We start from the raw sequence: 13,496 nt of genomic DNA on the forward strand, positions 1-13,496 counted from the left end.
GCTCCCCTCCCGGCCTCAGTTGAACATTTGCGCGTTGCCGGGCTGGTAGCCCGAGCCCGGCGTCAGGAAGCGCTCGCGCTGGATGCGGCCCTGTTCCGCAGCGGTGGCGCGCTCGGCCTCGGTCAGCGCGTTGGCGCGGCCGTTTGCCGAGATCACCGCGATCAGATCCGAGAGCTGCTGCGATTGCAGTGCGAGGAGCTGGTTGCCCGCCTGTGTGGCCTGCAGAGCACCGACCGCGTTCTGGCTCTGCCCCACGAGCGCGGACATCTCGGCGCGGTTGGCATCGATATTGCCGACGACACCGGCCTGCACGCGCATCGCATCCTGCAGGCCACCGACGGTGTTCTCCCAACGGGACCGGGCCTCGGCGATCAGTTGCTGGTCGGTCGCCGTCAGGGAAAGGTTGCTATAGTCCTGCTGGAACAACTGGTCGATGCTCTGAACGTCGAAGGCGATGTTCTGCGCCTGCGCGAGGAGCTGCTGTGTGCGGCTGACGTTCTGCTGGATCTGCTGGAGCGCGGAATACGGCAGGTTGGCGAGATTGCGCGCCTGGTTGATCAGCATCTGCGCTTCGTTCTGGAGCTGTGCGATCTGGTTGTTGATCTGCTCCAGAGCGCGCGCCGCGGTCAGGAGATTTTCGGCATGGTTGGTCGGGTCGTAGACGATAAACGGGCCGCCGCCGATGCCGAAGAGCGCATGGGCGGGCGGCGCTGCGATGGGCGACATGGCCATGGGCATCGCCAGTGCGAGGGCGAGCAGCGACGTGCCGGCGAACCGAAACGTGATCTTGCGAGTCATGGTGTGATCTCCTCTTCTTTCAGGGCGGGTTCGGTGTCCTCGACGACGACGGAGGCCGGAAAGGCCACCTCCGCGTCGATGGCGAGATTGGTGAGGTCGGGGATCAGGTCGACGGCCCAATCGAGGCCATGCGCCTTCAGCCAGGCGGCGAGGAAGCCGTCTTGGCCGTGCCCGGCGCAGATCTCGGCTATCAGCGCCTGATCCGATTTGGACGATGCCGCGCACAGCGCGAGCGCAACGTCACTGAGGCCCAGTTCGAACAGCCGGTTGCCACGCCGCGACTGACAATAGTAGTCGCGCTTGGGCGTGGCTCGCGCGAGGATCTCGATCTGCCGGTCATTGAGGCCGAAGCGACGATAGATCGCGGTGATCTGCGGCTCGATCGCCCGCTCGTTCGGCAGCAGGAGCCGCGTCGGGCAGCTTTCGATGATCGCAGGCGCGATGGCGCTGCCGTCGATGTCGCTGAGGCTCTGCGTCGCGAAGATCACCGAAGCATTCTTCTTCCTCAGCGTCTTCAGCCATTCGCGGAGCTGCTCCGCGAAGGCATCGTCATCGAGCGCGAGCCAGCCCTCGTCGATGATGAGCAGAGTGGGGCGTCCGTCGAGCCGATCACCGATCCGGTGGAACAGGTAAGAGAGGACGGCGGGCGCCGCGCCGGTTCCTACCAGCCCCTCGATCTCGAAGGCCTGCACATCCGATGATCCCAGCTGTTCGGCCTCAGCATCAAGCAGCCGGCCATAGGGCCCCCCGACGCAATATGCGCGGAGTGCCTGCTTCAGATCGTTGGACTGCAGCAGGACCGCCAGGCCGGTCATGGTCCGCTCGCCCACAGGGGCCGAGGCCAGCGAGGTCAGCGCCGTCCAGATATGTTCCTTCACATCCGGGGTGATCTGGATGTTCTCGCGCGTCAGGATGGCGACGATCCAGTCAGCCGCCCAGGCGCGCTCCGGCGCCTCGTGAATGCGGGCCAGCGGCTGTAGCGAGACGGAGTTCTCGTCCGTGTCGGTCAGCTCTCCGCCGAGGTCATGCCAGTCGCCGCCCATGGCGAGCGTGGCGGCGCGGATCGAGCCGCCGAAGTCGAAGGCGAAGATCTGGCTGCGCGGATACCGGCGGAACTGAAGCGCCATCAGTGCGAGCAGCACGGACTTGCCCGCCCCAGTCGGGCCGACGACGAGGGTGTGACCAACATCGCCGACATGGAGAGAAAATCGGAACGGGGTGGAGCCTTCGGTCCTGGCGTAGAGCAACGGAGCGTCGCCGAAAAGCTCGTCCCGCGCCTCGCCCGCCCAGACCGCCGAGAGCGGGATCATATGGGCGAGGTTCAATGTGCTGACCGGTGGCTGGCGGACATTAGCATAGGCATGCCCGGGCAGACTTCCGAGCCAGGCATCGACGGCGTTGACCGTCTCAACCATGACGTTGAAATCGCGGGACTGGACGATCTTCTCGACCAGCCGCAGCTTCTCGTCAGCGCGGCGAACGTCCTCATCCCAGACCGTGATCGTCGCGGTGACATAGGCCATGCCGGCCACATCAGCCCCAAGTTCCTGCAAGGCCATGTCTGCGTCAGCGGCCTTGTTCGCCGCATCGGTATCGACCAGCGCGGATTGTTCGTTGGTCATCACCTCCTTGAGGATCGCGGCGATGGACTTACGCTTGGCAAACCACTGACGACGTATCCGGGTTAGCAGCTTGGTTGCATCCAGCTTGTCCATGAGGATGGCCCGGGTCGACCAGCGATAGGGAAAGGCCAGCCGGTTCAGCTCGTCGAGCAGGCCCGGCGTCGTGACGCCGGGAAAGCCGGTGATCGTCAGGACGCGGAGGTGATGATTACCCAGACGCGGCTCCAGCCCGCCGGCCAGCGGCTGGTCGGGCAAGAGCGCGTCGAGATAGACCGGCACCTCGGGCACGCGCACGCGGTGACGGTTGGTCGAAATCGTCGAATGCAGGTAGGTCAGCGTAGCGGCGTCATCGAGCCAGTGGCAGTCCGGCATGAAGCCGTCGAGCAGCGCCAGCACGCGATCGGTGCGGTCGATGAAACCGCGCACCTGTTCCCAGGGGTTCACACCTGAGGTCTCGCGGCCCTCGTAGAGCCAGGACTCCGAACGCGCCGCGTCCTCGGCGGGCGGAAGCCAGAGGAGGGTCAGGAAGTAGCCGGATACGAAATGGCTCCCCTCCTCTTCGAAATCGGCCTTGCGCTCGGCATCGACCAGCGCCGAGGCGGGATCGGGGAAGATGCTTGCGGGATAGGTGGCGGCCTCAGAGCGCTGTGCTTCCACAAAGATCGCCCACCCGGAACCGAGGCGCCGGAAAGCGTTGTTCAGCCGTCCTGCCACCGCGACCAGTTCGGCGGCTACGGCACTGTCGAGATCGGGCCCCCGAAACTTCGCCGTCCTCTGAAACGAGCCGTCTTTGTTGAGGACCACGCCCTCCCCGACCAGCGCCACCCAGGGCAGGTAGTCGGCAAGGCGCGAGGCGGTGCGGCGGTATTCTGCAAGATTCATCATGGCGGTTCACACCGAGAGATGACCGGGTATGCGCAGATGGCGGCGCGCGACCTCGACGAAGAGCGGATCGCGCCTGGCCGCCCAGACGGCGGCGATGTGGCCGACGGCCCAGATCAGGATCCCGACCAGCCAGAGCTGAAGCCCGAGGCCGACCGCACCGGCGAGCGTGCCATTCAGAATGGCGACCGAGCGTGGTGCGCCGCCGAGCAGTATCGACTCGGTGAGCGCGCGATGAACCGGCACGCTGAACCCCGGCACCGCGTCGAGGGCCTCGAAACTTTGCCATTCGCTACCGCTCATGGCATTCCTCCCTCGAAACGCTCCCCCGGAGCCTTTCGTGTCCCTGCGGGCCAACGGTCGTCACCATCAAATCAGCGCTCCGCCACCGAAGCTGAAGAAGCTCAGGAAGAAGGACGAGGCCGCAAAGGCGATGGAAATCCCGAAGACGATCTGGATCAGCCGCCGGAACCCGCCGCCGGTATCGCCGAAGGCCAGCGTCAGACCGGTGACGATGATGATGATCACCGCCACGATCTTGGCCACCGGCCCCTCGACGGAGTCGAGGATGGATTGCAGCGGCGCTTCCCAGGGCATGGAAGAACCGGAGGCATGAGCAGCCGGGGCGATGAACAGGCTGACATAGGTGGCGGTGGCCGCGGTGGCGATGTGGCGGCGAATGCGCAGGGCGTGACGGATCATTCGAGGTCTCCTGGTTCGTGAGTGGTGGGTTCTGAAATGACAGGTGAAATCCGGTAGTCGCCCTCCGGTCCGAGACCCTCGACGCAGGCGAGTTCGACCAGACGACGCGCGGACCCCCGACCGCCCAGGACGGCCACGAGGTCGATGGTCTCCGCGATCATGGCGCGAGGCACGGTAACGACGGCTTCCTGGATGAGCTGTTCGAGACGACGAAGCGCGCCGATCCCGGTACCGGCATGGATGGTGCCGATGCCGCCGGGATGGCCGGTGCCCCAGGCTTTGAGCAGGTCCAGCGCCTCGGCGCCACGCACCTCACCGATCGGAATACGATCGGGGCGGAGACGCAGCGAAGAGCGAACCAGATCGGACAGGCTGGCAACACCGTCCCTGGTGCGCATCGCCACGAGGTTCGGCGCGGCGCATTGCAGTTCTCGGGTGTCTTCGATGATCACGACGCGATCGGAGGTCTTGGCCACCTCGGCAAGTAGCGCATTGGTCAGCGTGGTTTTGCCGGTCGAGGTGCCGCCAGCCACGAGGATGTTGGCGCGGGTGGCGACCGCCAGGCGCAGCGCCTCGGCTTGCATCCCAGTCATGATTCCGGCCTTGACGTAATCGTCGAGGGTGAAGACGGCGACGGCAGGTTTGCGGATGGCGAACGCGGGGGCTGAGACGACGGGAGGCAGGAGCCCCTCGAAGCGCTCGCCCGTTTCCGGAAGCTCCGCAGAAACGCGAGGGGACAAGCCATGAACTTCGATGCCAACATGGTGGGCGACGAGGCGAACGATACGCTCGCCGTCGGCTGCACTCAGCGTCTTGCCGCTGTCGGCCAGCCCCTCGGAAAGTCGGTCGACCCAGAGCCGCCCATCGGGGTTGAGCATCACCTCGACGGTCATGGGGTCGTCCAGAAACCCGTTGATCGCCGGCCCGAGCGCGGTGCGCAGCATTCGCGCGCCTCTCCGGATCACCTCTGGTCTCTGATCGGTCTTCGCCATGCCGGCCCCGTTCCTTTACGGGCGCCTCCAACAGGCCGCCCTGGATCGGGGTCGATTAGGAATGCCGTAAATGCCTACGGCTCAACAGGTTTCCGAGGGGTGTAGTAGCGTGGCGTTTAAAGACAGGTGATCGGCGGAATGATCCTCAGATCCACTCTAGGAGTAAGGCGTCGCGGCCACCGTCATGAGAACATGGCGGTTTCGGGCGAAGACCGGCCGTTCTCCGCACCTGCGAACCGAGATGGACGTTTTGTTGATAGCGGCCATTCCACCGGACGATAAAACCGGGGCGTTGCCGCATCGCCGCATGATCGCTCGGAGCCCGGAATGACCGATGCTGCGAGACTAGGGAATGACGGCTTTCAGACCGACGGGACGTCGGGGCAAACTGGCAAAAGGCGAAGGCTAAACTCGCCTCGCGCCTGAGGCCGCCTACGATCACGGCTGTAGCATCTCGTCAGCTTTGCAACGCACTTGGTCAAGAACTTGCCGGGTCGTTGTTTGCGCCTCTTCACTTATGCCATCGACCAGAAGGGAAGTTGCCGCTGAAACGGCGGTCCGCCCTTCTGCCAGCTCGGACATGCCAAGGGGGGCTGGAAGACCATCATCGCCAACTAGGGTCAGGATGCATTGATTTCTGTTGCCTCGAGTGATTCACGGCTCCGAAAATGGAGCGGCGACGTGAGCGATCTTTTCTGGCTGACCGACGAGCAGATTGCCAAGCTTTCCCCTTTCTTTCCAAAGTCACACGGCAAGCCACGGGTCGATGACAGACGGGTGCTGAGCGGGATTATCTTTATCAATCGCAATGGCTTGCGTTGGCGCGATGCTCCGGCCGCCTATGGCCCACATAAGACGCTCTACAGCCGGTGGAAGCGTTGGAGCGAAAAAGGCATCTTCGCCCAGATGATGGTCGGGCTGGCTGCCGAACACGGAGAAAAAAAGACCGTGATGATCGACGCGACCTACCTGAAAGCACACCGCACCGCGACCAGCATGGCCGCGAAAAAGGGGGGCGCGGTCGCCTGATCGGCCGAACCAAGGGCGGCATGAATACCAAACTGCATGCCATCTGCGACAGCCAAGGGCGACCGCTTAGCCTGTTCGTCACCGCTGGGCAGGTCAGTGACTACATCGGTGCGCGGGCGCTACTGAGCAGCCTACCCAAGGTCGACTGGCTGCTCGGGGATCGCGGCTATGACGCCGATTGGTTCCGAGAAGCGTTGCAAGACAAAGGGATACGCGCCTGCATCCCGGGCCGGAAGCAACGCAAGACGCCCATCAAGTATGACAAACGCCGTTACAAGCGCCGTAGCCGGATCGAGATAAAGTTCGGCAGGCTCAAAGACTGGAGGCGTGTGGCGACCCGCTATGACCGATCTCCGAAGGTATTCCTCTCGGCCATCGCCCTGACGGCTCTCGTCATCTATTGGTTATGAATCCTGACCCTAGGCTACGCGGCGAGGAGCTGCGCCTGGCGCTCTGTTCCAATCTCGCCAGCGACTATGTGACGGCGCTGCGAAATGCGCTTCCCGACACCCCGACACCCCAGACGTGGAGGTGCTGTCCTGCAAGGTCGGGGCGATCAAGCCGGAGCCTGCGATCTACGTGGCGATGCTGGACGGCTTGCAGGTCGCGCCGGGCAAGGTACTGTTTGTCGGGGATACGCCGAGCGCCGTTATGGACGGGCCACTGGCGGCCAGAATGAAAGCGGTCCATGTGGACGAATTGGTCGCGACGATGTTTCCGGCCTGATCTGGTCATCGTTCAAAGCAGCGCACCAGGGGCCGCCGAGCCGAAGCGATAGAACGTATTTTGAAAGAGAAAGCGAACCATTGGAAATATTAGGCCATGACAATCAATGCTGAAGAAAAGCCGTCAAACAAGGCAGCCGTGGAAGGCCGATGCGATTGTGGCGAGGTATCGGTGACGATACCTGATCTGCCAGCGGATATGAACGCTTGTCCCTGTGACTTTTGCTCGCGCTTTGGTGCCCTGTGGGGCTATTTTCCTCATGGATCAGCGGTCGTGGCGGGAGATACGACACCCTATCGGCGTGCTTCACGCATGATCGAGTTCCACCGATGTGTCCGCTGCGGCGTGGTTACGCATTGGATCGACCCGGACGGCCACTTGCCGCACATGGGTGTGAATATGCGAAATTTTGATTCCGATGTTATCGGAGCCGTCCCTGTGGTCGTTGAGCCCTAGCCAACGGTGGCGAGAACAGAAGCTGCCTGCGTCGGAGGAAACGGGCGAAGGCGGGCGTCCTTTGGGTGCTGAGCGCCATCCTTCATGCGGGACGAAGCTGCTTTTTGCTGACAGAAATCGTCTGGCCGGTCAGGTCCGCGTACAGTTGCCTGCGGGCACTGTTATCGGTATTCCTAAGTCCTCCTAGGTATATAGGCGATTGTGATCATAACGATTTGGGGCGAAAAAACATGACAGAGAAAGTGAAGGGTCCGGCCTCTTATTTCCCGTCGATCGAGGCCAAGTACGGCCGCTCGATCTCGGACTGGAAGGCGCTGATCCGGGCGCGACCGACAAAAAAACACATGGAGCTTGTCGCCTGGCTCAAGCAGGAGCACGGCATGGGACATGGCCACGCCAACGCACTCGTTGCCGACACAATCCGGGAAGAACGGGGCGAGGAGTAAACCACGGTGGTGCGCAGGGACTTCGATCCGGCGACGGCGCCACCCGACGGACGACCTCCCGCCAAGGAGATTGCGTTCGATCCCGCCGGGGCCGGGCCTTGGCGGGGTTCGCTCGCAGGTGAGACGATCGGCTCGGGGATCACAATTCTGGCCTACGGCAACGAAGCGCCGGGCGAAGGACCGCGCCTTCACGTCCATCCTTACGATGAGACGTTCATCGTCCTCTCAGGCCGCGCGCGCTTTTTCGTGGGAGACGAGGTGATCGATGCGGGTGCGGGCGAGGTCGTGCTCGGCCCCGCTGGCATCCCGCACCGGTTCGAGAACATCGGGTCTGGACGGCTCCAGACAATCGACATTCACCATTCCCCTCGCTGGATACAAACGGACCTCGAGTGACTGTCTTACAATACGTGGAGGCACACCTGGCAGCCTAAGCGCACGCTCTCATGTCGCGACTTTTCAACTCCGCCAAGGGAGCAGCGCGCGGAGGCGGTGGTCGCGAAGCCATAGTCCGCCCCACATCGCAGCGCCGAGATAGACCGAAAAGAGCACGTGCGAGAATAGCGGAGTCTCCGCGCGGAGCTGCGTGGCCATTGCACCGCCAAGGATGCCCATCATCAGCACCGCGCCGAGCGGGGCTGTACGTGGCCAGAGAAACAGAAGCGTGAAGGCAAGTTCCATAAATCCCATCAGGACGATCGGCGCGTCGGGCCAGCCGAGAGCCTCCATGGTTTCCTGTGCAACGGGCATGCCAGCAAGCTTGGGAAGCACGGAAGCGCCCAGCATGAAGATGGCAAATAGGCCTGAAAGGGCCCAGCCCGCGGTCGCGGCACGCGTGTGAGCGCCGGGGGTGATGTCGAGGGATGCTGTCGTCATGGGTGTCTCCCGTGTGTCGGTTGCGAGTCGGCTTGATCTTGAGGGTTGCACATTATGATTTTAATATGCAAGTGATAAGTTGTTTTTTAAAACTAAATGAGGAGTTCGGCACGATGGACCGGAAGCGGAGCTACGACGACGGCTGCGCCTTTGCGCAGGCGCTCGACCTTGTGGGAGAGCGTTGGGCCCTGTTGGTCGTTCGCGAGCTCATGTTCGGCCCGCTGCGCTTTACTGATCTGAGGGAGCGCCTTCCCGGCATCGCTTCCAACGTTCTGACTCAACGGCTGGCTGGGCTTGAAGAGGCCGGGATCGTCCGGCAGGTCGACCTCCCCCGCCCGGCACGTGGAAAAGCCTACGCCCTCACAGCCTGGGGCAAAGCCTTTCGTGAACCACTACGGGTGATGGGTGCTTGGGCATCGGCGTCACCGCAACTGCGCTTCGACAAGCCTTTGAGCGCGGCGGCCGCGATGCTCTCGTTAAGCAGTATGTTCGATCGAGATAAGGCGGCAGGAGTGAGCGTCGCGGTCGATCTGCGCCTGCCTGACGGCGACTTTGCCATTCGTGTCGAGGGTGGCTGTCTCAGCGTGGAGCCGGGGCGCACCCCCGATCCGCAATGCGTCGTCTCTGGCGACCAGAACGCGCTCCTAGCCGTTCTCTATGCCGGTAAACCAGGCTCTACGGCCTTGGCTGCGGGCACGTTGGCTGTGGAGGGAGATTTAGACAAACTGGCCGAACTCGCGGGCACTTTCCGCGCACCCGAACCGATGCTGGGGTAAGGCATTGGACGAAGATCAAGGGGCGAGGCTGTCAGGTGGAATGTGCGAAACACTGTGCCACCCCGAACCAAGAACTGCCATTCGTGCTTCAGCAGTAAATGGCAGCCTTGTCCTGCAGGGCCGCCGCATGGTCTCGGCAAGATGTCTGTGATCCCGGCCGTGCGCCGGTCTCGCTTTGACCCATAGAGAGGGCCGTGGATCGACGGGCTGACGCCCGCTCACCCCAACCCTGACGGTTTGAAATCCTCTTGATCCGCCTGCCATCCCGGCAGGTCCGGGAAAACCGGCAAGCGCCGCCTTCGGCGTCGGTTCCGGTCGAGAATTCCGGTTCCTCCCACGCGCAGTGACCTGAGACCCGACTCTCCTCCGAATTTCCGGAGAGTCCGCAGGTTGATTTCTGGGGCTATGCGGCACGCATTTCCAGCCTGTTCTTCTCTGCAAACTCGGCCGGCGGGATGTTCCCGAGGCCGGAATGTGGGCGGTGGTGGTTGTAGTCGTCCCGCCAGGCCCGGATTTGTTCGCGGGCGTCCTGCAGGCTCGAGAACAGCGCCTCGTTGAGCAGCTCGTCTCTAAAGCGGCCGATGAAGCTTTCGACGAAGGCGTTCTGCATGGGCTTGCCGGGTGCGATGTAATGCCAGGCGACATTGGTTCTCTGGCACCAAGTCAGGATCGCCATCGAGGTCAGTTCCGTCCCATTATCCGAGACGATCATCTGTGGCCGGCCTCTGCGGGCGATCACCGCGTCGAGTTCGCGGGCGACGCGGTGCCCGGACAAGGAGGTGTCCGCGACCAGAGCCAGGCATTCCCGGCTGAAGTCGTCGACCACCGCCAGAACCCGGAACCGACGCCCGTCGGTGAACGCGTCGCTGACGAAGTCGAGGCTCCAACGCCGGTTGACCGCATCTGGCACCAGCATTGGCCTCCGCGTCCCGAGCGCCCGCTTGCGACCACCCCGCCGCCGAACCTGGAGCCGCTCCTCTCGGTAAAGCCGCCTAAGTTTCTTGAGGTTCATCACGATCCCCTGCCGTGCCAGCATGATGTGGATGCGTCGGTAGCCGAACCGGCGTCGCTCGCCCGCCACGGCCTTCATCGCAGCTCGCGCTTCGACATCGTCCGGGCGCAGGCTCCGATAGCGCACGCTCGACCGGTCCACCGCCAGAACCTGGCACGCCCGGCGCTGGCTCACCCCGTGCGTCGCGACGACGTGGGCCACCGCTTCCCGCCTAACGCCGGGCGCTACCATTTTTTTGCCGCGACATCCTTGAGAATGGCGTTGTCGAGCATCGCCTCTGCGAGCAGCCTCTTCAGCTTGCCGTTCTCGTCCACCAGCGCCTTCAGCCGCCGGGCGTCCGAGACCTCGAGCCCGCCATAGCGCGCTTTGAACTTGTAGAACGTCGCCGAGCTGACCCCGTGCTTGCGGCAGACATCGGCCGTCGTCATCCCGGCCTCCTGCTCCTTCAGCATCGCGATGATCTGCTCTTCCGTGAACCTCGATCGCTTCATCGTCCGTCTCCTTGATGGAGCGGACTCTACCCAAAACTGGAGGAAGAAGCGGGTCTCAGGTCAGCAGACGCGCGGTTCCCTCCCAAATTCACGCCCTCCACCCGGGTGTCACGGCCCCGCCGGGCCGCAGCGAAGTTTGACGTCTACACCTATGTCACCAACCAGATCGTCGCGCAGATCGAGGCGGGAACGCCGCCCTGGCGCAAACCGTGGACCGGCGGCGGAGGCTCGGCCAGCCTGCCGGAGCGGTTCAACGGCGAAGCCTATCGAGGAATCAACATCCTTGTGCTCTGGGCCACAGCGATGAGCAAGGACTACAGTTCGGCCCGGTGGATGACGTTCAATCAGGCAAAGCAGCTCGGGGGGCATGTCCGCAAGGGCGAGAAATCCGCCACCGTGGTGAAGTACGGGACCGTCGAGCGCGAGGACGAGAACGGCGAGGAACGGCAAGTCCCCTACGCGAAGGCCTACAGGGTGTTCAATTCAGACCAGATCGAGGGCCTGCCCGTCGAGTTCTACATCCTGCCCGATCCGCCCCGTGATCTTGGAACCACGGCAGACCCTGAGCTGGAGGCGTTCTTTGCCGCGACCGGTGCGCAGATTGACGTGACCGAGGAGCCGCGCGCCTACTACAACATCAGGACCGACCGCATCCACATGCCGCCGATTGGTACCTTTCATCGGGCGGTTGGATACTACGGGACCTTGGCGCATGAGCTGACCCATAATGCCGAGGTTTGGATTATGCCGCGCCGACATGCAGCACTTGTTACGTTGCGGTAGGATCGGCGCGGCGTGTCGGCATAACACTTTGGCGGCAAACAGCAGCCGTTCGAACCGAACGCGGCGAATTCGGGCTTTGAGCCCAAGATGACCTTTTTCCGCTATTCAGCGAATGGCTGCTTGCTAAAGGTCCGAAAGAATATCGAAGAACGCCTTATTGTCGGATACCACTCGCAACAAGGTCAGCAATTGTTTCAACTATGAGCAGAGGAAGTTCATGCCCGACGCCATCCAGTATGATCAACTCTGACCCCGAGATACCAGCAGCCAGGGCTTCTCCGTTTTCAACCGGTAAGATTGGGTCATCCGCACCGTGGAGGATCAGAACCGGAACGGCAATGTCGCGAAAGCGGCCGGTCCAGTCTTCTCTTGTGCCAAGCGTCGAATGATTGAACATGCTGGCAGGACTGGAAGTGCGCGCAAGAATCTGTCCGATCCGTCTGCGCATGTAGGTTTCGTCAAAGTCCTGACCAGAACCGGCGCTCAGTCGCTCGCTGGTCAGCAGGAATTCCGTCGTCTCCGTCTCGCTCGACCAATTCAGAGTGGCCAGATTGCTGAAATGATCGAGAAACTCCTGCGATATGTGAGGCAGCGCTGGTCCGTCCCAGCCGAGAGGTTCCGAAGCAAAGAGTGTCAGAGTGCGGACACGACCGGGATGTGTCAGGGCAAGGATCTGCGAGATATAGCCGCCCAAAGACATGCCCATAATGTGGGCGCTGCCCAGGCCGTAGCCGTCCATGACGCCGATAACATCTGCTGCCATGTCCTCCACCGAATATGTCGCCTCACCAGGCTGCAAAGTTGTCGATTCTCCTGTGTCGCGATGATCAAACCGAATGACGTAGAAACCGTGGTTCGCAAGGGCATCACAAAGTTGATCCGGCCACCCCAGCATCGAAGCGGTCGCGCCCATCACTAGGATCAGAGCTGGGTCGTCAGCTGAACCAAAGGCTTGCGTGGCGATTTCGATGTCATTTGCCTCGATGACCTTCATGCCTTGATCCCCATTTATCTGCCCCAAGCTGGCCTGCGGCAGTGTCAAAGTAGCAGCCGCCCCGCCAAGAAAGTTTCGACGATGCATATCGACGTCCTGAATATATAACCTACATGTTAGTTATGTATTGGTTCGGCTGGAGCGATGTCAAGATTTTTCGATGTTATCCACCGCCCACCGAAGTCTGCGAAGGACGAAGTCGGACAAGCCCTCGGACCGATCAGTCACGACCCACTGCATGGTGGCTCCTGCAATGATTGCATGAAGGTGCTTTGCCGTTTCAAGCCGTTCTGCGGTGTCCGGAAGTCGGGCGGCAATGGCCCTTTGGACAAGGGCATAACGTTGGTCAGCCAGCGTTCTTAAAACGGGGTCGCGAGACTCGAAGGCGGCGATCTGGACACGGGCAGAAAAACCTTCTCCTTCTCCCATGCTGCGGACGATCAGTTCAAGAAATTTCCAGAGCGCGTCAGTACCCTCGGCAATCGGAAGCTCTTCGAGCCATGAACGGGTGGCATCAACCTCCTGCTGGGCAATCCTTCGTAGGATTGCATCGCGATCACCGAACCTCTGGATCAAAGTCGCGCGCGAGAGACCCACATGCCTTGCGATGTCAGCCATCGTGAAGATCATGCCATTGCTTGCCATGACGTCCAAAGCGGCGCCTAGAACTTCTTCATCAGATACAGTCTTTGGGCGGGGCATGATGTCTCTCGAAGTGCTTTGAGTGGCGAAGTGGGCTTACGACTACGAAGCCGAAAAGCTCAAAGGATGCTATCGGAGTTTTACGAAAGACTCCACGTTGCACCAAGGCAGCCCTTTGTCCGAGCAAGCTAAAAGCGGACATTCAACTGCTTGGAGCTAAAGGCAGCTTCGTCCCGCATAGCGCACGTTAGCCTCATCGGGACCTTCGC

The 13,496-nt window shown here is 62.1% G+C and carries 16 protein-coding genes; 7 read left to right on the forward strand and 9 right to left on the reverse strand.

Features of this window, described 5'->3' with window-relative positions:
* Positions 1-15 precede the first annotated feature (15 nt).
* From trbJ to trbB, 5 genes are all read right to left on the reverse strand, one after another.
* Positions 16-798 carry a P-type conjugative transfer protein TrbJ gene (gene trbJ, locus EEY80_RS08605; protein ID WP_126976187.1) on the reverse strand — a complete coding sequence of 261 codons (783 nt, stop codon included), beginning with the start codon at positions 796-798 and terminating at the stop codon, positions 16-18.
* Positions 795-3,305, reverse strand: coding sequence for a conjugal transfer protein TrbE (gene trbE / locus EEY80_RS08610; RefSeq protein ID WP_126976188.1), 2,511 nt, complete (start codon positions 3,303-3,305; stop codon positions 795-797). Before trbE ends, trbJ begins: the two co-directional genes overlap by 4 nt.
* 6 nt (positions 3,306-3,311) lie before the next feature.
* Positions 3,312-3,605: a VirB3 family type IV secretion system protein gene (locus tag EEY80_RS08615; RefSeq protein ID WP_126976189.1), complete on the reverse strand. Its 294-nt coding sequence runs from the start codon at positions 3,603-3,605 to the stop codon at positions 3,312-3,314.
* Positions 3,606-3,671: 66 nt separating this feature from the next.
* A complete protein-coding gene (locus tag EEY80_RS08620; RefSeq protein WP_009573785.1) occupies positions 3,672-4,004 on the reverse strand; it encodes a TrbC/VirB2 family protein in 333 nt (110 codons plus the stop codon).
* Positions 4,001-4,948: a P-type conjugative transfer ATPase TrbB gene (trbB, locus tag EEY80_RS08625; protein ID WP_456236426.1), complete on the reverse strand. Its 948-nt coding sequence runs from the start codon at positions 4,946-4,948 to the stop codon at positions 4,001-4,003. The genes EEY80_RS08620 and trbB overlap by 4 nt, the downstream gene beginning before the upstream one ends.
* Before the next feature lie 729 nt (positions 4,949-5,677).
* Here trbB and EEY80_RS08630 point away from each other — a divergent pair.
* The 5 genes from EEY80_RS08630 to EEY80_RS08645 all read left to right on the forward strand — a co-directional run bounded on the left by EEY80_RS08630 (position 5,678) and on the right by EEY80_RS08645 (position 8,049).
* A protein-coding gene (locus EEY80_RS08630) for an IS5 family transposase (protein ID WP_126976191.1) occupies positions 5,678-6,435 on the forward strand; the annotation gives its coding sequence in 2 pieces (ribosomal slippage) (positions 5,678-6,002 and positions 6,002-6,435; 759 coding nt in all).
* A gap of 115 nt (positions 6,436-6,550) precedes the next feature.
* Positions 6,551-6,751: an HAD family hydrolase gene (locus EEY80_RS08635; RefSeq protein ID WP_164738201.1), complete on the forward strand. Its 201-nt coding sequence runs from the start codon at positions 6,551-6,553 to the stop codon at positions 6,749-6,751.
* Between the two features lie 96 nt (positions 6,752-6,847).
* Entirely contained in the window at positions 6,848-7,207 is a 360-nt protein-coding gene (locus tag EEY80_RS20755) for a GFA family protein (RefSeq protein ID WP_456236424.1), read from the forward strand.
* Positions 7,208-7,437: 230 nt separating this feature from the next.
* Positions 7,438-7,653 carry a DUF4287 domain-containing protein gene (locus EEY80_RS08640; protein WP_126976193.1) on the forward strand — a complete coding sequence of 72 codons (216 nt, stop codon included), beginning with the start codon at positions 7,438-7,440 and terminating at the stop codon, positions 7,651-7,653.
* Positions 7,654-7,659: 6 nt separating this feature from the next.
* The gene (locus tag EEY80_RS08645) at positions 7,660-8,049 is read left to right on the forward strand and encodes a cupin domain-containing protein (protein WP_126976194.1); all 390 of its coding nucleotides are present in this window, start codon (positions 7,660-7,662) and stop codon (positions 8,047-8,049) included.
* Between the two features lie 63 nt (positions 8,050-8,112).
* Here the strand turns inward: EEY80_RS08645 and EEY80_RS08650 are convergent, their stop codons facing one another.
* Positions 8,113-8,529, reverse strand: a complete 417-nt coding sequence (locus EEY80_RS08650; protein WP_126976195.1) for a DoxX family protein — start codon at positions 8,527-8,529, stop codon at positions 8,113-8,115.
* A gap of 65 nt (positions 8,530-8,594) precedes the next feature.
* Between EEY80_RS08650 and EEY80_RS08655 the strand changes: the two genes are divergently transcribed.
* Positions 8,595-9,305 (forward strand): winged helix-turn-helix transcriptional regulator, encoded by a 711-nt coding sequence (locus EEY80_RS08655; RefSeq protein ID WP_164738202.1) that lies wholly within the window; start codon positions 8,595-8,597, stop codon positions 9,303-9,305.
* A gap of 403 nt (positions 9,306-9,708) precedes the next feature.
* Here the strand turns inward: EEY80_RS08655 and EEY80_RS08660 are convergent.
* A protein-coding gene (locus EEY80_RS08660) for an IS3 family transposase (protein ID WP_235829760.1) occupies positions 9,709-10,808 on the reverse strand; the annotation gives its coding sequence in 2 pieces (ribosomal slippage) (positions 9,709-10,556 and positions 10,556-10,808; 1,101 coding nt in all).
* A gap of 105 nt (positions 10,809-10,913) precedes the next feature.
* On the opposite strand from EEY80_RS08660, the gene EEY80_RS08665 reads away from it, so the two are divergent.
* Positions 10,914-11,591 carry an ArdC family protein gene (locus tag EEY80_RS08665; protein ID WP_235829761.1) on the forward strand — a complete coding sequence of 226 codons (678 nt, stop codon included), beginning with the start codon at positions 10,914-10,916 and terminating at the stop codon, positions 11,589-11,591.
* Positions 11,592-11,745: 154 nt separating this feature from the next.
* Here EEY80_RS08665 and EEY80_RS08670 read toward each other — a convergent pair whose 3' ends face one another.
* A complete protein-coding gene (locus EEY80_RS08670) occupies positions 11,746-12,585 on the reverse strand; it encodes an alpha/beta fold hydrolase (protein WP_126976198.1) in 840 nt (279 codons plus the stop codon).
* Positions 12,586-12,732: 147 nt separating this feature from the next.
* Positions 12,733-13,287 carry a TetR/AcrR family transcriptional regulator gene (locus EEY80_RS08675; protein WP_126976199.1) on the reverse strand — a complete coding sequence of 185 codons (555 nt, stop codon included), beginning with the start codon at positions 13,285-13,287 and terminating at the stop codon, positions 12,733-12,735.
* Positions 13,288-13,496 lie beyond the last annotated feature (209 nt).

Origin of the sequence: Frigidibacter oleivorans, assembly GCF_003993775.1 — a bacterium.
Taxonomy (GTDB): domain Bacteria; phylum Pseudomonadota; class Alphaproteobacteria; order Rhodobacterales; family Rhodobacteraceae; genus Frigidibacter; species Frigidibacter oleivorans.